The following is a 22907-nucleotide window of genomic DNA, read 5'->3' on the forward strand; positions in this document are numbered from 1 at the left end:
TAATCGGTTGTGAATGCCCCTTAGCATAGCCGTACCCTCTCATGCTACAAATGGGGGAGAAATCGACTGGTTGATTTCGGATTAGTGTTGTGGAGCATATCTTAACGAAGGCCGCCCACTTCCACTCTTGTGGGACCTGTTTGACCTGAAGATCCACTTTTACGAGCGGTTTTTGCTCGAAAAAGTTAGCTGAAGGGCAAACCCCACGGAAAGGGAAGTGGGCAGCCGGAGTGGTAGTTATCATCACGATATATTTCAAAATTATGTCTTAGATTACCGCACATCTAATTACTGCACTACTTAGAACAAACAAAACTTTCATTACTTCGCAGTATATATCTAACGTACCAGTTACTAGATAATTGGACTAGCGGTGATAACCTGAAATATCAGAGGAGGACTATTCTTTCTGTTTTTTGACGTTCTTTCTAATAACAAAAAATATGACGAGACCGATAATCAAGAATAGAATAATAATGGGTGCATTGCCGATAAGAAATACAAAAAGTCCAGACGCGATCGATAGAATTACCTGTATACTTTTAAGAAATTGATCTTTTGTTTTTTCCCATGTACTTAATGATTCGTCTTGAACAGATGGCATATCAACTCTGCGCTCTGTCAGTTCCATATTGATGGTCGCATAGTCAGACTGATTTTCTAAATAATTTATTTTTCCTGTTAATTGTTCAATTTCTTCCTGTACAGCTGCTAGGTCATCGGAAATCTTCAATAAATCCTCCGTTTTTTCAGCTTCTTCCATGAAAGAAAGTAATCGTTCTTCGACCACTTCCTGTGATTTCAATCTGGAAGTTAAGTCAACATATTGCTCCGTGACATCTTCCCCGCTAACTGATTTATCCGAAACTTTTACATCGCCATTTTCTACTAATGCGATATAATCTTGAAAACGATCTGCAGGTATTCGAACGGTCAATGTAGCAAATCGTTCCGCTTCTTCTCCATGGTTTGCATAATTGGAATTGACAACATACCCATCATAATTAACCGTTTCTGTTTCCAAAAAATCAACTGTTTTATCAAAAGTTTCTGTTTCTAAATGTAAATTAGCATTATAAATAATTTTCCTGTCCTCTACATTGTTCAAGCTTTCCTCATTTCCTTCATTATCCTCACTTGTTGCTTCCTCTGTTTTTTCCATGTCAACTTTATTTTCTAGTTGCTCATCAGCACTCATACCCGATGACTGGCTGGCTGACTCTTCACTAGCGGCACTATCTGTGTCAGCAGATTCGTAGTTATTATCTTCTGCATTGTTGGAACAAGCAGAGAGGAAAACAATCAACATCAACACATATACAACTTTATTCAAATGGACCACTCCCTTTTTGTTGGATTAGACGTGGCAAAAGTAAAGAGGTTACAAAAAGATTACAATTTATATTTATTCAATCACTTGTATATTTTTCGTTCGGTGTGGTGTAATCATTGAAAAAGAAGACAAAAACCATCTATACTCTCCAACGGGGATGGAAGGCATGAGCGAATAGAAACACCATTTAGTTGGCAATGTCGATTCTTCCTTGTTGCATGGGCACAGTCGAAACATAGCTAAACAGGGGCTTGCGCTTTTCCGATAAAAAAATAAAAAATTTTCATGATAACTGTTGAATTAATATACTAAATAGTGCATAATAATACATAATTAATCAAACGAATACATCTAGAAATAGATAATACACTTAAGGAGAGGTTATTTCATGGGTAAAGAGAAAATTGTTTTAGCTTATTCTGGGGGACTTGACACCTCTGTTGCAATTAAATGGTTACAAGATAAATACAATTATGACGTTATTGCTGTTGGTTTGGATGTTGGCGAAGGAAAAGATTTAGAATTTGTGAAAAATAAAGCAATCGATGTAGGAGCAATCAAATCTTATTCAGTTGATGCTAAACAGCTTTTTGCAGAAGAGTTTGTTTTACCAGCATTACAGGCGAATGTAATGTATGAAGATAAATATCCATTAGTATCCGCATTGTCTCGTCCGCTAATCGCAAAAGTATTAGTAGATATCGCGGAAAAAGAAGGGGCGGTAGCAGTTGCACATGGTTGTACTGGTAAAGGGAATGACCAGGTACGTTTTGATGTAGCCTTTACCTCATTAAACCCAGAGTTAAAAATTGAAGCACCTGTACGTGAGTGGCAAATGACAAGGGACGAAGAAATAAAATATGCACAAGAGAATGGTATTCCAATTCCAATTAATTTAGATAGTCCTTATAGTGTTGACCAAAATCTTTGGGGCCGTGCTAATGAATGTGGTGTTTTAGAGGATCCTTGGGCAGAGGCACCGGAAGATGCGTTTGAATTAACGGTTAATCCGATTGATGCACCTGAAAAGCCTGAGATTGTGGAAATTGAATTCAAACAAGGAAAACCAGTTGCGATTAATGGGCAAGAATATCCTTTGCATGAATTAATTTTAGAATTAAATGATATTGCAGGTAAGCATGGGGTTGGAAGAATTGACCACGTAGAAAATCGTCTTGTAGGAATTAAATCTCGTGAAATTTACGAAGCGCCAGCAGCGATTACGCTTATCAAGGCACATCATGAAATAGAAACCATTACACTTCCAAGAGAAGTATCAAAATTCAAGCCGGTTGTGGAGCAACAATTAGAACAAGCAATCTATGATGGTTTATGGTTCACACAATTAACAGATGCACTAAAAGCATTTATTGCAGAAACTCAAAAATATGTGAATGGTGTGGCGAAAGTGAAACTTTACAAAGGGCAAGCATTTGTGATTGGACGTAAATCAGAGAATTCATTATATGATCTGAACCTTGCAACGTATAGTAAAGGGGACGAATTTGATCATGAAGCGGCACTTGGTTTTATCAAACTTTGGGGCTTACCAACAAAAGTTCATTCAACAGTGAATAATGTACACGCAGATAAAGCGAAAATTATGGAAAAAACAAAAATTGATATGAAGGAATCAGTGAAACAATGAAACTATGGGGCGGACGATTTACAAAACCAACAAATGAATTAGTCGATGAATATACAGCATCGATCAGCTTTGATAAAAAATTAGCACAATATGATATTCAAGGCAGTCTGGCACATGTGGAAATGCTTGCTAAATGCGAGATTATCCCGGTAGAAGACGCTGAAGCGATTAAAAAAGGCTTGAAGATTGTAGCTGAGAAAATAGAAGCTGGAGAAGCAGAATTAACAGAAGCAAACGAAGATATTCATATGAATGTTGAAAAGCTGCTTATTGATGAAGTCGGTGCTGTTGGTGGTAAATTGCACACTGGAAGAAGCAGAAATGATCAGGTAGCACTAGATATGCGTTTGTATTTACGCGATTCACTTGTAACGTTAGTCGAATTGCTAACGAAAGTACAAGGGGCGCTTCTGACACAGGCAAAAGCGAATTTAGATACAATTTTGCCAGGATATACGCATCTACAACGAGCGCAGCCAGTGTTGTTCGCCCATCATATGATGGCATATGTATCCATGTTTGAACGTGATGTGGAGAGGTTAAGTGACAGTTTCAAAAGGGTAAATCGTTCACCGCTTGGTGCAGGTGCATTAGCTGGAACAACTTTCCCGATTGATCGTCATGATGTTGCAGAGAAGCTGAACTTTGATGGTGTGGTAGAAAACAGCTTAGACGCAGTTAGCGATCGTGACTTTGTCGTCGAATTTTTATCCAATGCTTCTTTAACCATTATGCACTTATCCCGTTTAAGTGAGGAATTAGTGCAATGGTCTAGCGCTGAGTTTAATTTTGTTGAATTAGATGATGCCTTCTGTACGGGTAGCAGTATGATGCCTCAGAAGAAAAACCCTGATGTGGCTGAATTAGTAAGAGGAAAAACAGGGCGTGTCTATGGGAATTTAATAGGGATGCTGACAACCTTGAAGGGTTTACCAATTGCATATAACAAGGATATGCAAGAGGATAAAGAAGGTATGTTTGATACGATGGAAACATTAAAAGGTGCACTTGCTCTTTTTGCACCGATGATTGAGACAATGGAAGTAAAGAAGGATAATATGTATGCTGCCGTTGCAGATGATTTCTCTAATGCGACGGATTTAGCGGATTACTTGGTGAATAAAGATTTACCATTTCGTGAAGCACATGCGGTTGTCGGTCAAGTTGTATTGCATTGTATACAGGAAAATATATATTTACTTGATTTAAGCTTAACGGATTTCCAAAGCTTTTCTGAGTTAATAGATGCAGATATTTATGACATATTATCACCAAAAGCGGTTGTAAACGCTCGTGATGTTGTCGGCGGAACAGCGAAAAACCGTGTTCAAGATCAAATGGTACAGGCAGAAAATCGCCTCCAGGAAAGCAAAACGTGGATCGAAATCCATGAGGAAAAAGTGAATGTTCTTAAAAAATAACTTAAAAACGCAACTGACTAAATTCAGTTGCGTTTTTGTTATAAAGAGATGCGTAGCCTAAGCACTAAGCTTAAACCTTTCTCAAAAATTTTCAAAAAATTAATGCATAAATATAAACTTTGTAGTATAATTATAAATAATTAAACATGAAAAATTAATATGACTTGAGATAATATATTGTTAGATATTGGAGGAGGAGCAAAATGTCAGAAACAACAGGTTATCTTGTTTTAAATACGGGGGATATTTTAGAAGGAAAATGGCTAGGAACACCAAAGCAAGAAGAAGGAGAACTCGTATTTAATACAGCGATGACGGGCTATCAAGAAGTGATGACAGACCCCTCATATGCTGGGCAAATCGTTACTATGACCTATCCATTAATTGGGAATTATGGTTGGAATGAGATCGATTATGAAAGTATCAAGCCATCTCTAAAAGGTTTTATCGTCTCAACACCTAGTCATAATCCAGAACACTATCAATCGAAAAATACGTTAATGGAAATGTTGGAGGAGCACCATATTCCAGCATTATCTCATATCGATACCAGAGCACTAACACGTATTATTCGTGAGCATGGAGAGGTATACGGGAAAATTACACAGGACCCAAATGAAAGCCCTGTGAATACTTCCGTTAATACTAATATCGTCTCAACGGTATCCGTTAAAGAAAAAAAATCTTACAAAATAGATAATCCAACAAATCATCCCACACCACATGTGGTCGTAATGGATTTTGGCTATAAGCATTCTATCGCCCAATCATTATTAGAATTGGGGTGTGAGGTAACTGTTGTTCCATATAATGCAACTTTTATAGAAATTCAATCATTGGATCCGGACGGTGTATTATTATCCAATGGCCCAGGTGATCCCCAAGCATTGGCAGATCTATCGGAAAACATTAAACAAATATCAGAAAGCTTTCCAACGATGGGCATTTGTTTAGGACACCAACTGATCGCACTAGCACATGGTGCAACAACCCAACGCTTACCATATGGTCACAGAGGCAGTAACCACCCGGTGAAAGACTTACAAACCGGTAAAGTAATGATTACATCGCAAAACCATGGTTATGTAGTTGACTATGACTCTGTTAATATGAAAAATTGGTACGTTTCGCACGTTAATGTCAATGATAAATCAGTAGAAGGTTTAAAACATAAAACTAAACCTTTAATGACGGTACAATTTCATCCTGAGGCACACCCTGGTCCAATCGATACCCACCATTTATTCGTAGATTTTATTCAGCAGTTTATTACTAAGGGAGAGAAACAGCATGCCTAAGAAAGACAACATAAAGAAAGTACTTGTTATCGGCTCCGGTCCAATCGTCATTGGGCAGGCAGCCGAATTTGATTACGCAGGAACCCAAGCGTGTCTTGCCTTAAAAGAAGATGGCGTAGAAGTCATTCTGGTAAATAATAATCCTGCGACGATTATGACGGACGAAAATATAGCAGACAAAGTATATCTGGAACCATTGACTTGTGACTCAATTACGAAAATTATTGATAAAGAGCGACCTGATGGTATTTTGCCGACTTTAGGTGGTCAAACAGGATTAAACATGGCAGTTTTACTAGATGAAGCTGGTGTGTTAGAAAAATACGATGTTACTTTATTAGGAACACCGCTAGAAACGATTCAAAAAGGGGAAGACCGTGAAATTTTTAAATCGATGATGAAAGATATTGGAGAACCAACTGCTGAGAGTCTTTCCACTTCTTCTGTTGACGAAGCTGTGCGTTTTGCCGGTACAGTCGGCTACCCGATGATCGTACGGCCTGCTTATACACTTGGTGGTGCTGGTGGCGGAATTGCAAATGATGAAGCGGAATTACGTAATATCGTGAAAAACGGTCTGCACTTCAGTCCAATCAGCCAGGTTTTAATTGAACAAAGTGTAAAAGGCTGGAAAGAAATCGAATATGAGGTAATGCGCGATTCCAACGATACATGCATCATTGTTTGTAATATGGAGAATTTTGATCCGGTTGGTGTGCATACAGGAGATAGTATTGTTGTCGCGCCATCTCAAACGTTAACGGACCGTCAATATCAAATGCTTCGTACATCTTCGGTAAGGGTTATCCGTGAGTTAGGTGTGATTGGAGGGTGTAATATTCAATTTGCGCTTAACCCGGACAATGATGACTATATCATCATTGAAGTAAACCCGAGAGTTAGCCGTTCCAGTGCATTAGCATCTAAAGCAACGGGTTATCCCATTGCACAAATTGCGGCAAAAGTAGCGCTAGGTTATCAATTGGATGAGGTGATTAACCCGATTACAGGTGATACGTATGCAAGCTTTGAGCCGGCGATTGATTACATTGCAGCAAAAATTCCGCGTTGGCCGTTCGATAAATTCACCCAAGCAGACCGTCTATTAGGCACACAAATGAAAGCAACTGGTGAAGTGATGGCACTGGCACGAAACTTCCCAATGGCGATTAATAAAGCGATCCGTTCACTGGAAATTGGTTTGGATTCATTATATTTACCTGGTGTGGAAAAGTTATCTAATCAAGAGATACATACCGCACTGGATCAAGCAACAGATGAGCGGTTGTTTATAGTTGCGGAAAGCTTACGCAGAGGAATGACTGTGGAAGAGATCCATGACATTACAGCGATCAATAAGTACTTTTTATATGAGTTAGAAGCAATGATTACAAAAGAAAAAGAAATTGCCGCAAAAGAATGGCAAGCGATCGAAGCAGAAGACTTAAGAGATGCAAAATCTTTTGGTATTTCCGATCTTACCTTAGCTAAGCTATTAAACGTAGATATATCGACTATTCAACAGAAAGTGAAGGAAGAAAAACTAGCCCCTTCATATAAAATGGTTGATACATGTGCTGCTGAATTTTCGGCAGAAACACCATACTTTTACAGCTCATGGAATGAATGGGATGAAGTAGAGTCGTTGAATGGAGATAAACGGATGGTTGTGTTAGGCTCTGGTCCGATCCGCATTGGCCAAGGGGTGGAATTCGACTACTGCTCCGTTCATGCAGCCAAGTCTCTGCAAGGGCAGGGTATTGATGCGGTTGTTATTAACAACAACCCTGAAACTGTGAGTACCGATTTTAACACGGCAGATCATTTGTATTTCGAACCGTTAACAGTTGAAGATGTGTTACATGTAATTGAGAAAGAAAATGCACAAGGTGTCCTAGTCCAATTCGGGGGTCAAACCGCGATTAATTTAGCTGACGGACTGCAAAAAGCAGGTGTTAAAATTACTGGTACTGCACTGGAAGCAATAGAATCGGTAGAAGATCGTGATCTGTTTTATCAACTTTTACAACAATTAAATATTCCACATATTCCCGGTGACACGGTCATGGCGGTAGAAGACGCTAAAGCAGTTGCAAAACAAATAGGTTATCCGATCTTAATGCGACCATCCTATGTTATTGGCGGTCAAGGAATGGTAATTTTGCATAATGAAAATCAACTGGTTGAATATTTGGCAGATTTACAGGCAACAGCACATGGTAATCGAATTTTTCCATTGTTAATTGACCGTTATATTGCAGGATATGAAGTGGAAATTGACGCGATTTGTGATGGATCAGATGTGTTGATTCCAGGCATTTTTGAACATGTCGAAAAAGCAGGGGTACACTCTGGAGATAGTGTGGCTATTTTCCCGGCACCTAATCTGACCAAAGAGCATAAACAGCTGATTGAACTATATGCACAAAAAATCTCCAAGCAACTGAATGTCAAAGGGATTATGAATATCCAGTTTGTTCTAAGTGAAGATCGAAAAACTATTTACGTATTAGAAGTAAACCCGCGTGCCTCTCGTACCGTGCCAATCGCAAGTAAGGTCACTGGTATTCCAATGGTCGACCTGGCAACACGTGTGCAAATGGGAGAATCACTGAGCGACCAGGAATGGAAGCTTGGACTCCATAAAGAGGTGCCGTATTATGCGGTAAAAATGCCGGTATTCTCTACTAACAAGTTACCAGGTGTGGATCCGATTCTAGGGCCTGAAATGAAATCAACAGGTGAAGCGATTGGACTCGGCTCAACGGTAAAACATGCGATGGCTAAAGCATTTGGTTGGAAAGAAAATAGCCTCAAAGCATTAAGCGAACAAGATACTATTTTCTTATCATTAACCAAAATAGATACAAAACTAAGCGAACAATTGAAGTCTGTGACCGCATCGATAGAAGCAGATCCGGAAACAGCAACATTATTAACAGAGCAAGGCATTCAAGTTCGCACAACTACAAACCTACAGGAAGCAGAGCAAAAATGTGTAGACGAAAAGTACACTTTTATTGCAGATACACATCGCACAGGTGAAAAGGATCAGCATGTTTCATTACGTGAGGCAGCCTTACGTTCCGATACATTGCATTTTACAGCAAATGATACGCTAAGTGCTTATATCGAAGCAACAACAACAAATGCAGAATCACCTGTATCCATTCAGCATTATCGTAGCAATAAACCAGACTTAAACAAAAAGGAGCGTGCGATGCCGTGAGTTTCAAAGAACAATTAAAGGGAAGAAGTCTCCTGACACTTGCTGATTACTCGCAAGCTGAAATAGCTTATATCTTAGAACTGGCTGTACAAATCAAACAAAAACAAAAGAAGGGTGAGTTGTATCAGCCACTAAAGGGAAAGACATTGGGAATGATTTTTGAGAAATCATCCACCCGTACCCGTGTCTCTTTTGAAACAGGCATTTACCAACTAGGTGGAATCGGCCTTTTCTTAAGCTCTAATGATATTCAATTAGGCAGAGGAGAGCCCATTTCTGATACAGCAAAAGTATTGTCCGGATATTTAGACGGGATTATGATTCGTACTTTTTCCCAACAAGATGTCGGGGAATTAGCAGAGAATGCCTCGATTCCTGTAATCAATGGCTTAACCGATGATTATCACCCTTGCCAAGTGTTAGCAGACCTGCAAACCATTAAAGAAGAAAAGGGAAAGCTAGAAGGCTTAAAACTTGCTTATATTGGTGATGGCAACAATATGGCCCACTCGTTAATGATTGGTTGTGCCAAAATGGGGATAGATGTTGCTATTGCAGCGCCAAAAGACTATCAGCCAAAAGAGGAAATTACGGAATTAGCTAAGTCTTTTGCAGATGGTGGTGAAGTGCTAGTAACTGAAGATGCTGTGGAAGCAGTGAAAGATGCGGATGTCATTTATTCAGATGTGTGGGCAAGTATGGGGCAGGAAGAAGAACAAAAAGAACGGGAAAAAGCATTTGCTCATTATCAAGTGAATAAGGAACTGTTCTCGCACGCTAAGCAAGATGCCATTTTTATGCATTGTTTGCCAGCCCACAGAGAAGAAGAAGTCACAGCAGCAATTATTGATGGACCACAATCGGTTGTCCTCCAAGAAGCGGAAAATAGATTACATGCACAAAAAGCGTTAATGGTTGCGCTGATGGGCTAGATCTCTTTTAGAGAGATCTAGTTTTTTTTCGTGTTTGCAGTTCATATTTTGTTATTGCTATAATAAAGATTAATTGTGTGGCAATACACAATAGTAAATTAAAGGATTGATATGACATGAGTATCGTAAAAGAATTACAACAAATTATAAATCCAGAACATATTTTGATAGATGAACCGTTAAAAAATCATACGTATACAAAATTAGGAGGAGTAGCTGATTACTTTGTAACTCCATCCACTGTCGAAGAAGTGCAAGAAATTATCCGCTATGCTAATAAAACAGATGTCCCTTTTACTTTATTAGGAAATGGTTCAAATGTAATCGTGAGAGATGGAGGCATTCGCGGGATTGTTTTAAGTTTGAAAAAATTTTCAGGTATTAAAAGAGAAGAGGACAAAGTGATTGCAGAGAGTGGCGCCCGTATAATTGATGCATCCCGTTTTGCATTGAGCGAATATTTAACCGGATTAGAGTTTGCATGTGGCATCCCTGGAACAGTAGGTGGTGCACTGTACATGAACGCTGGTGCCTACGGTGGAGAGGTGAAAGATTGTTTGGAAAGCGCGCTTGTCGTCGATTCTACTGGAGAAGTACATCGCTTGCCTGCAGATGCCTTTGCTTTAGAATACCGTACAAGTAATATCGCAGAAAAAGGTTATATTGTATTAGAAGCAACTTTTAGCCTCGAAGAAGAAAAATATGATGACATCAAAGCAGTTATGGATGATTTAACTTATAAACGAGAATCAAAGCAGCCTTTAGAATACCCATCTTGCGGGAGTGTATTCAAGCGTCCACCAGGATATTTTGCCGGAAAATTGATTCAGGATAGTGAGTTACAAGGAAAAGGTATTGGCGGAGCAGAAGTATCTAACAAGCACGCCGGATTTATCGTAAATAAAAACAAAGCCACAGCCACTGACTACATCTCTGTCATCGAAATGGTGCAACGAGAAGTAAAGGCAAAATTTGGCGTGGAATTAGAACGAGAAGTGAGGATACTGGGAGAAGACTAATTTATTTAGAATAATGAACGAGCGCAGATTGAGATGAAAGACAAAAGAAGTGAAAATCGTTGAAAAGTGTCCATCATAAGCAAGATGAAAGACAAAAGAAGTAAAAATCGCTGAAAAGTGTCCATCATAAGCAAGATGAAGGACAAAAGAAGTAAAAATCGCTGAAAAGTGTCCATCATAAACAAGACGAAGGACAAAAGAAACCAAAAATTATAAAATTGCCCATGAGTTGAATTCAACTCATGGGCAACTTGCTAAAGAAAAAGCAAAATTTATTCATAATAAGTCCATTGGCGAACTCCTTTTTTTTGAAAATGGTCATCTAATAACCGTTGAATACTTTTCTTAGAATATCCATCACCACACCAATCATAAACGAAATTAGTCGTCAATTTCTCATCTGGAAACAACATGTGTAGTTCTTTAATATTTCGAAGGAGTGCTTTATGAATAGGCTCCACCTGTTGACAATGTGGACAGAGGGCTTTTCTGCCTTCGATAAAAACAGATAAACCAGAACATTTACTACATCGCAATCCTTTCTTTAATTGTTGAAAATTATATGCAGGGATCCTAGGGTGTGGATAGTCTCCAATATCCCTTGAAATCAGTTGTTGTGCCAACGTATGTTGTGAAGATGTCACCGGAATTTTTGAAGCCAATTCTTTTATGGATTTCGGTAATTGTGTCGGAAAAATAATATGTTTATTTAATGGAGCTTGGTAGAGGTTGAATTCGGGGTTGATAAAGACATCGAAACATTCAACAGGAAGACTAACATGAAGTTGTTGTAAGACTTGGCTCATTAACGTTTCGTTCCTCATTAGTTGTAAGAGCGGATTACTGACTTCTTTATCCGGAAGCTTATACCAACGCTTTTCAGCATACTTATAATCACCGGAATAATTTTTCACATCAAAAAAGTAAAGTGTGTCGCCTGTTAGTACTATCGAATCAATTTGAAATGTGGTGGTTTGAACCTCTAACCGTAGATCGCTGAGCACAATAAAACGATTATCAACTGTTTTATCCAAAAATTGTTCGAACTTTTTTTCACCTTCATATCCCATTTTTAAATTATAAAAGTAGCGATCTTCTTTCATTGAAAAAGGGGTTCTAGCAAACAATGCTTCATACATGACTAATTCATGTGGTTTTTCCAAGGCTTTTTCGATCATAGAATGGTTCCTTTCTATAAGGATTTCGGGGTGGCAGGAAGTGTATTGGCTAGGATGATATAGATAACAAGACCAGCTGGGATGCAGAAAAGAAAAAGAAGACGAACAAGGAAGGAAGAAATCCCAAAGTACTCAGCAATACCACCACATACTCCATGAAGGGAGTTGTCTGTAGATGATCTGCGCAATTTCCGGTTCATGTACTAACCACCTCTCTGTCAATATACTTATATATTAACACAATTTTCCACAAATCAACAAAACAGATATTTTGCAAACAGGAGAAAAATTCTTTATACTATTTACATAATAAAATATGCGATAAAGATTCCTTTGGGGCAGGGTGTAATTCCCGACCGACGGTGATAAAAGCATAGACGCTTTTTTAGTCCGTGACCCGGATCATTTAACAATGTGAAGGTGGATTTGGTGAGATTCCGAAGCCGACAGTGATAGTCTGGATGGGAAAAGGGATTGGTGACGTAGTGACTTTTCTATGGGGAAAAGTAGTTCTTTTTGTGTCCTCATAGCTTTGCAACCACAAAACCAAGTTCTTTACTATGAATTAAAATACAAAAGCCCTAGGTATATCGCCTAGGGCTTTTTTGACTTTTCAAATAAAAGGTGATGATGAAGTGAGAACGAATGAAGAATGGATGGACCTTGCACTCAATCTTGCAGAAGCAACGATAGGTCAAACGAGTCCAAATCCTTCTGTTGGAGCGGTAGTTGTGAAAAATGGTGAATTACTCGGTGTTGGCACACATTTAAAAGCGGGCGGGTCACATGCCGAAGTACATGCAATCGCTCAGGCAGGTGAGAAGGCAAAAGGCGCAGATGTCTACGTTACGCTCGAGCCTTGTGCCCATTATGGAAAAACACCGCCATGTGCAGAATTGCTTGTAGAAAGCAAAGTAAATAAAGTCTATATCGCTTGCCTCGACCCCAATCCAAAAGTTGCGGGCAAAGGTGTCACTATCTTACAAAATGCGGGTATTGAAGTTGAAATAGGTATCCAAGAGCAGCGTGCCTTACGTATCAATCAACATTTTTTTCATTACTTGGCAAAAAAGCGTCCTTTTATCACCTTGAAGGCAGCAACGACTTTAGATGGTAAAACAGCAACTGTCACAGGTGATAGCAAATGGATAACGTCTGAAAAAGCAAGAGAAGATGTTCACAAAGAACGGCATAAACATGATGCAATTCTCGCGGGAAGACAAACTGTAGAAAAAGATAATCCTAGTTTAACAACGCGTTTGCCTCAAGGCGGAAAAAGTCCCATTCGCATTATTTTAGATACCTATTTATCACTCACAGGGGATCTTCATATATTTGAAGCCCATTCACCAACGTGGATGATATGTGGTAATCAGGCAGATAAAGCACACTTTACAGAAAAGTATCCAGATATCAAAGTGATTCAACTGCCTACTGAAAAAATTGCATTAACCGATTTAATGGAAGTCTTAGCAGAGGCAAAGGTACAATCCCTTTATGTAGAAGGTGGAGCTACCATCCATCAAGCTTTTTTAAAAGAGCGTCTGTTTGATGAATGCCATTGGTATATTGCACCAAAACTATTAGGAGGTCAAGATGCCAGGTCCGTGATTGGTGGTGCATCACCTTCAACGATGAAGGCAGCACAGCAACTGCAATTTATAGATATTAAACAAATTGGTCCGGATCTTAAGCTTATTGCAAAACCAAAGGAGGAGTCCTAATGTTTACTGGCATTGTAGAGGAAAAGGGAAAAATAGCGTCGATTACCCAGCACAATCAAGCTTTACAGATAAAGATTCATGGAAAAAAGGTAACAGAAGAAATCTCGATTGGCGATAGTATTTCTGTCAATGGTGTTTGCTTAACTGTAACTGAGTTTGCATCTGATTGGTTTACCGTTGATGTAATTCCCGAAACATTTCGTAGTTCATCGCTATCCAAACTAACTGCACAGTCTGAAGTTAACTTAGAACGTGCCATGCATGCGAATGGGAGGTTTGGCGGCCATTTTGTCTCTGGGCATGTCGATGCAGTTGGAAAGGTTGAACGTACATGGCAAGAGGATAACGCTAAATATTATTACATTTCCGTACTAGAAACGCGATATATTACGATGAAAGGTTCAATCTCAGTAGATGGCACATCGCTTACTGTTTTTGGAGTCGATGAGAAGGGGTTTACTATTTCACTCATCCCAGAAACACAAACAGCAACTGTCCTTGGTGCAAAAAATCAAGAAGATATCGTGAATGTTGAATTTGATATGTTAGCAAAATATATGGAGCGTCTCCTGCAAACATCCAATCAAACATCAGGTATTACGGAAGAGAAATTACAGCAATACGGATTTTAAGGAGGTGCAATAATGAAACACTCAGTTGAAACAGCTATAGAAGCACTAAAAAAAGGAGAAATCGTCATCGTTGTGGATAATGAAGATCGTGAAAATGAAGGGGATTTTATTGCCTTAGCAGAACACACGACTTCAGAAGTGATTAATTTTATGGCCAAGGAAGGTCGTGGCTTGATCTGTGCACCGATGACCAAAAGTTATGCTGATCGTTTTCAATTAGGAGAAATGGTCACAAAAAATACTGATGATCATGGTACTAATTTTACCGTCAGTATCGATTATCATACGACACATACGGGAATTAGTGCGCAGGAGCGAGCATTAACGATTCAGAAATTAGTCGATGATACGACGACAGCACAGGATTTTAACCGACCTGGACATATTTTCCCGTTAATCGGAAGAACAGCAGGAGTACTCGAACGAACAGGTCACACTGAAGCAGCGATTGATTTAGCACGCTTAGCGGGTTCGAAGCCAGTGTCTGTTATTTGTGAAATTATGAATGAAGACGGAACGATGGCGCGCCAGCCAGATTTAGAAAAAATGGCTGACAAACATAACATGCAGATGATCACGATTCAGGAATTAATTCAATACCGCAAACGTTATGACCAATTAATTGTGAAAGAAACTGAAATTAATTTACCGACTGCATATGGTGAATTTAGACTTGTCGCCTATACAGAAAAATATACTGGTAAGGAGCATATTGCATTATATAAAGGTGAATTAAACTCGGATGAACCGACACTGGTACGAGTACATTCCGAATGTTTAACCGGTGATGTGTTCGGCTCAGAGCGTTGTGATTGTGGACCGCAATTAGAAAAAGCATTAGAGGAAATCCAAAAGGCAGGGAGAGGTGTACTCGTTTATATGCGCCAAGAAGGCCGTGGTATTGGTTTAATCAATAAAATGAAGGCATATAAATTGCAGGAAGAAGGCTATGACACGGTGGAAGCAAATCACCAGTTGGGCTTTCCGGATGACTTGAGAGACTATGCGATTAGTGTTCAGATATTAAGGGATTTAGGTGTTGGAAAGCTTCATTTACTCACTAACAATCCTCGTAAGCTTTCAAGTATGGAAGAGTACGGACTGGAATTAGTAGGAAGAAAAGCAATTGAAATTCCGTCCAATAAAAATAATGAAAAGTATTTGCAAACGAAAGTAGAAAAATTAGATCATTTATTACACATAAAAGGGAACCAAGATGGAGGAGGAATTTAACATGGCAAAAACATTTGAAGGAAATTTGGTAGGTACAGGTTTAAAAGTAGGGATTGTCGTAGGGAGATTTAATGAATTTATTACGGGTAAGCTGTTAAGCGGTGCAGAAGATGCTTTCCGTCGTCACGGTATAGCAGAAGCCGATGTAGATGTAGCTTGGGTACCCGGAGCTTTTGAAATTCCATTAGTAGCGAAAAAAATGACCGAATCAGGAAAATATGATGCGGTAGTAACATTAGGAACGGTTATTCGAGGATCCACGCCACACTTTGATTATGTCAGTAATGAAGTATCAAAAGGAGTAGCAGGAGTTTCTATGGATGCTGGTATTCCGGTTATTTTCGGTGTGTTAACAACAGACACAATAGAGCAAGCAATTGAACGTGCTGGTACGAAGGCAGGAAACAAAGGCGCAGAAGCAGCAATTTCAGCAATTGAGATGGCGAATTTATTAAAAGAGATTGGTTAAGTTGAAAAGAGGGTGGGACAGAAGTACTCGAGTTATGACAAAACACGAACATCAAATGGATGTTCGTGTTTATTGTTCCTTGGGAAAGTATTATTGTTCCTTGGAAAAATGAGTATTTCCAAGGAAGGGAACTAGAATTCCGAGGAACAGCAGCACTTTTCCAAGGAAGAGAACTAGAATTCCAAGGAAGAAGCAACAAGCCCAATATATTCAGATGAGAAAAAGTATTTGTCCCACCTTCTTTTCTTATGGAAGTAATGCTTTTATATCATTTTCGATTTCTTTTGGTTCTGTCTTTGGTGCATAGCGTTTCACGACATTTCCATTCTCATCAATTAAAAATTTCGTAAAATTCCATTTTATTTGATCTGAAATCACTCCTGGTGCTTCTTTGGTTAGATGCTGAAAAAGTGGATGTGCATTTTTGCCGCGGACTTCCGTTTTGGCAAACATCGGGAAGTTGACACCATAATTGAGACGACAATATTCCTCCGCTTCATCACTTGATCCAGGCTCTTGATTCATAAACTGATTACAAGGGAATCCTAAAATTTCTAATCCTTCATCCTTATATTTATTATACAATTCTTGTAACCCGTCAAACTGGGGAGTAAAGCCACATTTACTAGCGGTATTTACAACAATCATCGCTTTTGCCTTATAATCGTTAACCGTTTTATTTTCACCTTTAACTGTTTCAATTGAAAAATCATACAATGACAATCTAATCGCCTCCTTCATAAAAAGGATAGCATATTCGTCCGACAACTACGAGGAACAGCTCACAGCTGAATTAAAAAACAAAAAAACACGAGGCATATACCTCGTGATTCATTAAAATTCTTGCATTACACCGTCTTCTTCAGCGATACGATCCAACCTTGCCTGGATTTCTTCTTCAGAAAGATTGTGTTCTTTAATATATAGATTGCGAGGGTGAACACGGCACTCGTGTGTACATCCACGCATATATTTATGTTCATTCTCTTCTGAGCATAAAATTTGTTTATTACACTCAGGATTGGCACAATTTGCATAACGTTCACAAGGCTCGCCGTCAAAGTACTCACGACCTACTACAACATGGTCTTTGCGGTTCACTGGAACAGAGATACGCTCATCAAATACGTAAAGTTGTCCGTCCCATAGTTCACCTTGTACTTCAGGATCTTTCCCATAAGTGACAATACCACCGTGAAGTTGTCCGACATCATTGAATCCTTTTTCTTTCATCCAACCACCAAATTTTTCGCAACGAATGCCGCCCGTACAATACATTAGTACTTTCTTACCTTCTAAAATTTCACGATTGTTTTCAATCCATTCCGGCAAGTCACGGAAATTATCAATGTCAGGATTAATCGCACCGCGGAAATGACCTAGTTCATATTCATAATCATTTCTAGTATCTAGAATAACAGTGTTTTCATCTTGCATTGCTTCATAAAATTCTTTAGGATTCAAGAAATCGGCATTCTTTTCGCGTGGATCCACATTTTCCTCACCTAAGCGAAGTGTTACTAGCTCTGGACGATAGCGGCAGTGCATTTTCTTGAATGTATGTCCATCCGCTTCATCAATTTTAAACATCATGTCACTAAATTTAGGATCACTTTGCATTGCTTCCATATACTTGTTTGTTTGTTCCACTGTGCCAGAAACTGTACCATTAATACCTTCTTCTGCTACAAGAATTCGTCCTTTTAATCCAAGGTCTTTACAGAATTCCAAGTGTTCCTGCGCAAATATTTCTGGGTCTTCGATTGTGACAAACTTATAATACAACAATACTTGATACTTTTCTTTATTTTCCATTTTACTACCACCTATCAATTCATATTTGCAAGATATAAATGTTTTTAGGTTGGTTTGTACTTTTATAATCTTGCAAGTCCTTATTTTATCACGTTTTTTTTGCATACTCAATATAGTCTTATTAACTTGAATTATGCAAATGCTAACATTTTGCTAACATTTAATTTAAAAACTGATTTTTTCTCTTACTTCCTTCATTAAATTACTGAACCGAGCTGATGTCTTTTGCTTCTGACCTTTGGTCGTATGAGCGTAAATTTTATTTAATGTCTTCATATCGTCATGACCCAACCTTTCAGCTATGTCTCTTAGTTCGATTTCTGCTTCGATGCATAAGGAAGCGTGTGTATGTCTTAGAGAATGGGGTGCCAGTTTTTTAGGGTGCTCCATCTTCTTTAATATTTTTTTCATATGATCATAAATATAGTGAGGGTGCATAGGGAACCCAGGATACTTACTAGTATTAATAAAGGCAAAATTATAATCGGTATAGGTTTTTCTATTTTTCATTATAAATTCATTCTGCCATGACTTGTGTTCTTTCAATGTATCGATCACAAAATCATCCACATCAATCACACGGATAGACCCCCTCGTTTTAGGTGGTACCAAAGAAAAATCATCAATCCTTTTTGATTCACTGTAATAGGTTTTTGTTATCGACAAAGTCTTTGTTGCAAAATCAATATCATCCCACTTTAGAACACAGAGCTCTCCTCGTCTTAAACCAGTGTATGCAAGAACAGAATAAACAGCAAAGTCTTGAGGAAACTTTTGACGCTTTGCTATTTGCAGAAACATTGCCAATTCTTCTTTTTCAAGAAAGTTCTCATCTACGTTTAATTTATCCTCCACAACTTTTTTCTTCTTCAAGAATCTAAAATCCATATTATCAGTAGGATCTAATCTTATCGTATCTTCAAGCGCAGATTTAAAAATTAATCGAGCTGTAGAATGGATGGATTTTATTGAATTCTCAGAATAGCCATTATCATGTAAGTCGTGTAACATTTCCATATACATATTTTTTTTAATCTTTTTCAAAGGGTAGTGAGCAAAGTACTCGTTTAATTTTTTAATCGATGTACGCCTACTGTCTGAAGTTCCTGGTTGCACTAATTTGGAATATCGAGGAAACCATTGATCTATATATTCTCGAAATGTAATAGTAGACTCTTGAACAAAAGTTCCTTCATGTATTTCTTTTTCCACTTTAGCTGCAGCAAGTTGCGCTGCCTTTTTTGTTTTAAACCCACTCTTAGCTTTTTGTTTTCGCTTACCAGTCTTAGGGTTTATACCAATATCAACTACATATCCCCATGAGGTCCCTCGCTTTCCTACATAAGCCATATCGATTTACACACCTCCTCTATTTTAATAGTAAGGATATTGTTTGTAATAAGACATCAGTGAATGATTACAATTTCTTATCTTTTATCATTTCAGCTATCTCGAGTGCCTGCATAATAGAACGCATAATTAATCTCGACTCTTCTCTGGAAAATTCAACACTGTCACTGACGTAGTTGTTACCTAAGTAATAAATAGCTATTAATCTTTCTAGTTCACGAATTGCATCATCTAAACTCATCTCAATCCCTCCAGGCTATTAGTAAGTAATAATATGATGAGACTGTGCATTAGCTTCTTTTCGTTTAATCTGATTAACAATATTGCGAATCTCTTCTTCTCTGAAGCCTGTTTTACGCAAGCCTTCTATGAAAGTCTTAAAGTCAGGTTGTTCCCAAAAGGGAAGATCTCCATAAATATCTATGGTTTTAGGTTCTTCATTGACTACTGGTGGGAGCGATACCAACTTTTCAAATTCTTTTTGGAAGAGAGCTCCGTTAACTTGGTTCTCATAATGCTTCAATCGCTCGTTTGCAAAATCTATCGTTACTTGAAAAGTATTAGCAATCATATCAACGGTTTCTGAACGATACTTTAAAAAATCAATTTTATGAAGCATAAAGGTAGGTACTGCAAAGTGAAAAGCAAAATTGCGTGCTCTATATTCCTGTAGATCTTTAAATGATTCAGGTAATTCTTGTTGATCACCATAGTGATGAAGAACATGGCCAAGTTCATGAAAAAATTGCTGCCTTTGTAAAAAAGAATGCAATCGTGAGTCTATTTTGATAATCTTTATGCCAGAGAAGATACCAGATATTGAAGGTCCTTTATGCGCCTTTAATAAGATGTTATATTCATCAGCTATAGTTTCTACATCTAGCAATTGCAATGGTGATCTGACATGCAATCTTTTTAGTTCCTTTTCAATTTCCATTTCTAAGTTAGTTGGCATGTAATCCATACTATCCAGCCCCTTTTGCGAATATTCGTTCGTTTTAAAGATGAATAAAAAAGCCTTATCCTGGCTAAAGGTAGATTACAGATTGTAATCCAAAAATGGTAATAAATGAGTAATGCATATACCCATTATAGAACATTTGTTCTATTTTGCAAGAAGAAATGATGTTCACATTTACATGAATGTTATATATACAATACTGATTTCATTCTTTGTTATAGTAAATATCATACTTATACCAAGGGTGATAACAACGCTCATTTGTCAATAAAAAAAGCATGAATTTACTTGATAAGTAAAATCCATGCCTGCTTATTTCCATCATAATTCTATGAGTTATATTGTTTTAAAAAGTTTAACTGATCATAAAGTAAATAACCGTCATGTTGAAGCCTAGCTACAACTATGCCAGGAAGTATATCCTGACTTTTGGCAAACTGTTCTATATTTTTTTTATCAAATTCTTGTGTGCTAACAAAATCCTTATAATCATCAGGGTGGATAAAGAAGTCTCTTGCAAATTTATTTGCTTCTTTTTCCTTGTGAGAAACTTCTTGGAATTCTAAATCATGTTCCAAGGTTATTAGTGATTCTTCAGGTATATAGTGAAGTAATAAATGTCCAATTTCATGAATTAGAGCAAACCAGACATGATCATGGGATTTAAACCGACCACTTAAGAAGATAGATGGGTGTTTTTTATAACTTGTTAGCGCACCTCTCACTTTACTATTAACTACAGCATCGCAAAACACCAGATATATCCCTAACCTGTTGAGTAATTTCCTTGCACTCTTTATAGAACTTTCATAATCTGTGTTAAGAGCAAGTTTTTTAAATTTAGATAATGATTTCTCTAATTTCTCTTTGTCGTATCTTTTATTAGTTAAATCGTTATTCTGAATTTCGACTTCTTCCCTAGCTAAATTTAGCCAAATTGCAATTGCTTCTTTTTCACCGCCATCTTCCATAAAATCAACGTCTAAATTAGAATATACCTTATCAAATTGTTCAAAGTTACTTAATCTCAGCAACTTAAGCATTTCATTTGCTTGTTCTTTTAGATCAAGGTCTAATCCAGAAAATATTTTTGAGAAATTAAACCTCTTATCGAATGTTTTTAATGTAGCTTCGTCAAACTCATTAGCAAGGTCGTTTCTAGCTTTATATTCTCTATATTTGCTCTCATAATTTAACCAATATGAAGCGGGTACAGAGTGTATGATTTTTTCCAATCGAATTGCAAAATCTTCAGTTAACCTACTCTTACCATTTAAAAGGTTGGATATGTGTTTCTCGCTTATGCCCATTCTTTTTGCAAGGTCTTTTTGGCTTATCTCAAGTTCATCCAAATAGTCTTTTATTACAAAGCCAGTAGGTACTATAAACTCATTACTCAATACCACCCCTCCTTTCTAATGATAATCCTCAATATCTTTTATTAGGATTTCATTTATTGTTTTAAGGTCATTTTCATTATATTCACCATGAGGTTGGATGATAATACGATAATTTTTAGAAACATTTATTCCCCAACAATCACTAAAAGTGCCTTTAAGTTTATGCCTGCGGGGGGGAGGATCACATGAAATATCCTCAAGTGAATTAGCTGCTCTTAATTCAGACAGTCTTATCGATAGTTTATCGTATAATTTATTGTATTGTTTTTTTATAAGTCTTGGATTATTAAGTATTTTCTCCAACTTTCTAGAGGAGTATAGAATATTCATATGGTTCCTCCTTCTTTATAAGAATATTTTACCAAAATTAACCCCGTAGGTCAATTTTGTAGGTGTAGACTAATTGATTTAGTGAATGTATAATTTATATAGATAGGAGTGTTCGGTAAATGATTAGTAAAAAAATTGATTGTTTTGAATATGGTCAATTATTATTTGAAAATTATTCAACGGTCTTAAGCAATGAAAATGTTGAGGACAGAATAATTAATACCTTTAATGGAAATATAGAACCTGATTACTTTAAAGAAAACAATATAACTCCAAGGGTATTTATTAATGAATTTCTGTTACGTTATTACCCAAATGAGACATCTATAAAATCTACATTTATAAATAATGTACTTTTAAAATCAACTAATCATGTGACAGTCTTTGAGTTAAAAGTAGGTAATAGTAGACTCGATTTATGTAAAATAAACGGCATTAGTACTGCTTTTGAAATTAAAACAGAGTTAGATACATCTGTAAGATTAGAGCACCAAATGGAGGATTATTTTAAAACTTTTGAAAAAGTATACTTAATTTGCTCAGAAAGCAATATTGACAAGATGATTGATAAAATACCAAAAGAGTGCGGTATTTACACATATTATTCGACTAAAACTGGGAGATACATTTTCAAGAAAAAAAGAAGTGCAATTAAATCTAGTCAAATCTCTTCATACAGTCAATTATCATCATTAACAAAAAAAGATTTACAAGTTTATTTTAAATGTAAATATGATATTGATAAAGATTCAATGATAGAGATGATCATTAATTCAAACACAAACAAAGAAATAAATAAAATATTTAAATTATGTTTAAAGAATAAATACTTAAAAAAATGGGAATTTCTTTTAGAAAACAAATCCGATATCTTGGAGATAGATTATCAATGGTTTTATAAAAATTTACTATCACCAGAAATAGTATACCAGTAA

Annotated in this window: 21 protein-coding genes and 1 riboswitch; of the genes, 11 read left to right on the plus strand and 10 right to left on the minus strand. The window is 37.3% G+C overall.

The genetic code is table 11. The features are described 5' to 3' along the window. Positions 1–400: 400 nt before the first annotated feature. Complete coding sequence (locus tag BM121_RS17550; RefSeq protein ID WP_091485148.1) at positions 401–1333, minus strand: DUF4349 domain-containing protein; 933 nt, start codon at positions 1331–1333, stop codon at positions 401–403. A 388-nt stretch (positions 1334–1721) separates the two neighbouring features. Here BM121_RS17550 and BM121_RS17555 point away from each other — a divergent pair, with 388 nt between their 5' ends. From BM121_RS17555 to murB, 6 genes are all read left to right on the plus strand, one after another. Continuing rightward, the gene (locus BM121_RS17555; protein WP_091485149.1) at positions 1722–2981 is read left to right on the plus strand and encodes an argininosuccinate synthase; all 1260 of its coding nucleotides are present in this window, start codon (positions 1722–1724) and stop codon (positions 2979–2981) included. Next, a complete protein-coding gene (argH, locus tag BM121_RS17560) occupies positions 2978–4402 on the plus strand; it encodes an argininosuccinate lyase (RefSeq protein WP_091485151.1) in 1425 nt (474 codons plus the stop codon). Before BM121_RS17555 ends, argH begins: the two co-directional genes overlap by 4 nt. Positions 4403–4605: 203 nt before the next feature. Then, complete coding sequence (locus BM121_RS17565; protein WP_091485152.1) at positions 4606–5700, plus strand: carbamoyl phosphate synthase small subunit; 1095 nt, start codon at positions 4606–4608, stop codon at positions 5698–5700. Beyond that, positions 5693–8929 carry a carbamoyl-phosphate synthase (glutamine-hydrolyzing) large subunit gene (gene carB, locus BM121_RS17570; RefSeq protein WP_091485154.1) on the plus strand — a complete coding sequence of 1079 codons (3237 nt, stop codon included), beginning with the start codon at positions 5693–5695 and terminating at the stop codon, positions 8927–8929. The genes BM121_RS17565 and carB overlap by 8 nt, the downstream gene beginning before the upstream one ends. Continuing rightward, positions 8926–9861, plus strand: coding sequence for an ornithine carbamoyltransferase (gene argF / locus BM121_RS17575; protein ID WP_091485155.1), 936 nt, complete (start codon positions 8926–8928; stop codon positions 9859–9861). The genes carB and argF overlap by 4 nt, the downstream gene beginning before the upstream one ends. Before the next feature lie 116 nt (positions 9862–9977). After that, positions 9978–10880 (plus strand): UDP-N-acetylmuramate dehydrogenase, encoded by a 903-nt coding sequence (gene murB / locus BM121_RS17580; protein ID WP_091485157.1) that lies wholly within the window; start codon positions 9978–9980, stop codon positions 10878–10880. Between the two features lie 272 nt (positions 10881–11152). Here the strand turns inward: murB and BM121_RS17585 are convergent, their stop codons facing one another. Continuing rightward, a complete protein-coding gene (locus BM121_RS17585) occupies positions 11153–12058 on the minus strand; it encodes a nuclease-related domain-containing protein (RefSeq protein WP_091485159.1) in 906 nt (301 codons plus the stop codon). A 14-nt stretch (positions 12059–12072) separates the two neighbouring features. Further along, positions 12073–12258 (minus strand): PspC domain-containing protein, encoded by a 186-nt coding sequence (locus BM121_RS17590; protein WP_091485161.1) that lies wholly within the window; start codon positions 12256–12258, stop codon positions 12073–12075. Between the two features lie 125 nt (positions 12259–12383). Next, a riboswitch (FMN riboswitch) is annotated at positions 12384–12535 on the plus strand. A 158-nt stretch (positions 12536–12693) separates the two neighbouring features. Between BM121_RS17590 and ribD the strand changes: the two genes are divergently transcribed. The 4 genes from ribD to ribH are packed head-to-tail and all read left to right on the plus strand — an operon-like array spanning position 12694 to position 16116. Then, positions 12694–13782 (plus strand): bifunctional diaminohydroxyphosphoribosylaminopyrimidine deaminase/5-amino-6-(5-phosphoribosylamino)uracil reductase RibD, encoded by a 1089-nt coding sequence (gene ribD / locus BM121_RS17595; protein WP_091485162.1) that lies wholly within the window; start codon positions 12694–12696, stop codon positions 13780–13782. Further along, positions 13782–14414 carry a riboflavin synthase gene (gene ribE / locus BM121_RS17600; protein ID WP_091485164.1) on the plus strand — a complete coding sequence of 211 codons (633 nt, stop codon included), beginning with the start codon at positions 13782–13784 and terminating at the stop codon, positions 14412–14414. The genes ribD and ribE overlap by 1 nt, the downstream gene beginning before the upstream one ends. 12 nt (positions 14415–14426) lie before the next feature. After that, complete coding sequence (locus tag BM121_RS17605; RefSeq protein ID WP_091485166.1) at positions 14427–15647, plus strand: bifunctional 3,4-dihydroxy-2-butanone-4-phosphate synthase/GTP cyclohydrolase II; 1221 nt, start codon at positions 14427–14429, stop codon at positions 15645–15647. A 1-nt stretch (position 15648) separates the two neighbouring features. After that, complete coding sequence (gene ribH, locus BM121_RS17610; RefSeq protein WP_091485167.1) at positions 15649–16116, plus strand: 6,7-dimethyl-8-ribityllumazine synthase; 468 nt, start codon at positions 15649–15651, stop codon at positions 16114–16116. Positions 16117–16362: 246 nt separating this feature from the next. On the opposite strand, the gene BM121_RS17615 is transcribed toward ribH, so the two are convergent. The 7 genes from BM121_RS17615 to BM121_RS17640 form a co-directional block, all read right to left on the minus strand. After that, the gene (locus BM121_RS17615) at positions 16363–16839 is read right to left on the minus strand and encodes a glutathione peroxidase (RefSeq protein WP_091485169.1); all 477 of its coding nucleotides are present in this window, start codon (positions 16837–16839) and stop codon (positions 16363–16365) included. Positions 16840–16950: 111 nt separating this feature from the next. Continuing rightward, entirely contained in the window at positions 16951–17931 is a 981-nt protein-coding gene (gene trhO, locus BM121_RS17620; RefSeq protein ID WP_091485170.1) for an oxygen-dependent tRNA uridine(34) hydroxylase TrhO, read from the minus strand. Between the two features lie 165 nt (positions 17932–18096). Then, positions 18097–19281 carry a tyrosine-type recombinase/integrase gene (locus tag BM121_RS17625; RefSeq protein ID WP_091485172.1) on the minus strand — a complete coding sequence of 395 codons (1185 nt, stop codon included), beginning with the start codon at positions 19279–19281 and terminating at the stop codon, positions 18097–18099. Between the two features lie 67 nt (positions 19282–19348). Beyond that, a complete protein-coding gene (locus BM121_RS22195) occupies positions 19349–19522 on the minus strand; it encodes a hypothetical protein (protein WP_175495495.1) in 174 nt (57 codons plus the stop codon). Positions 19523–19540: 18 nt separating this feature from the next. Next, positions 19541–20245, minus strand: a complete 705-nt coding sequence (locus tag BM121_RS17630) for an ImmA/IrrE family metallo-endopeptidase (RefSeq protein WP_091485176.1) — start codon at positions 20243–20245, stop codon at positions 19541–19543. A gap of 326 nt (positions 20246–20571) precedes the next feature. After that, positions 20572–21642 (minus strand): HigA family addiction module antitoxin, encoded by a 1071-nt coding sequence (locus BM121_RS17635; protein WP_091485177.1) that lies wholly within the window; start codon positions 21640–21642, stop codon positions 20572–20574. 15 nt (positions 21643–21657) lie between these two features. Beyond that, complete coding sequence (locus tag BM121_RS17640) at positions 21658–21972, minus strand: type II toxin-antitoxin system RelE/ParE family toxin (protein WP_091485179.1); 315 nt, start codon at positions 21970–21972, stop codon at positions 21658–21660. Positions 21973–22091: 119 nt separating this feature from the next. Between BM121_RS17640 and BM121_RS17645 the strand changes: the two genes are divergently transcribed. Beyond that, entirely contained in the window at positions 22092–22907 is an 816-nt protein-coding gene (locus tag BM121_RS17645; RefSeq protein ID WP_091485180.1) for a sce7726 family protein, read from the plus strand.

The organism is Gracilibacillus orientalis, from assembly GCF_900114645.1.
Taxonomy (GTDB): Bacteria; Bacillota; Bacilli; order Bacillales; family Amphibacillaceae; genus Gracilibacillus; species Gracilibacillus orientalis.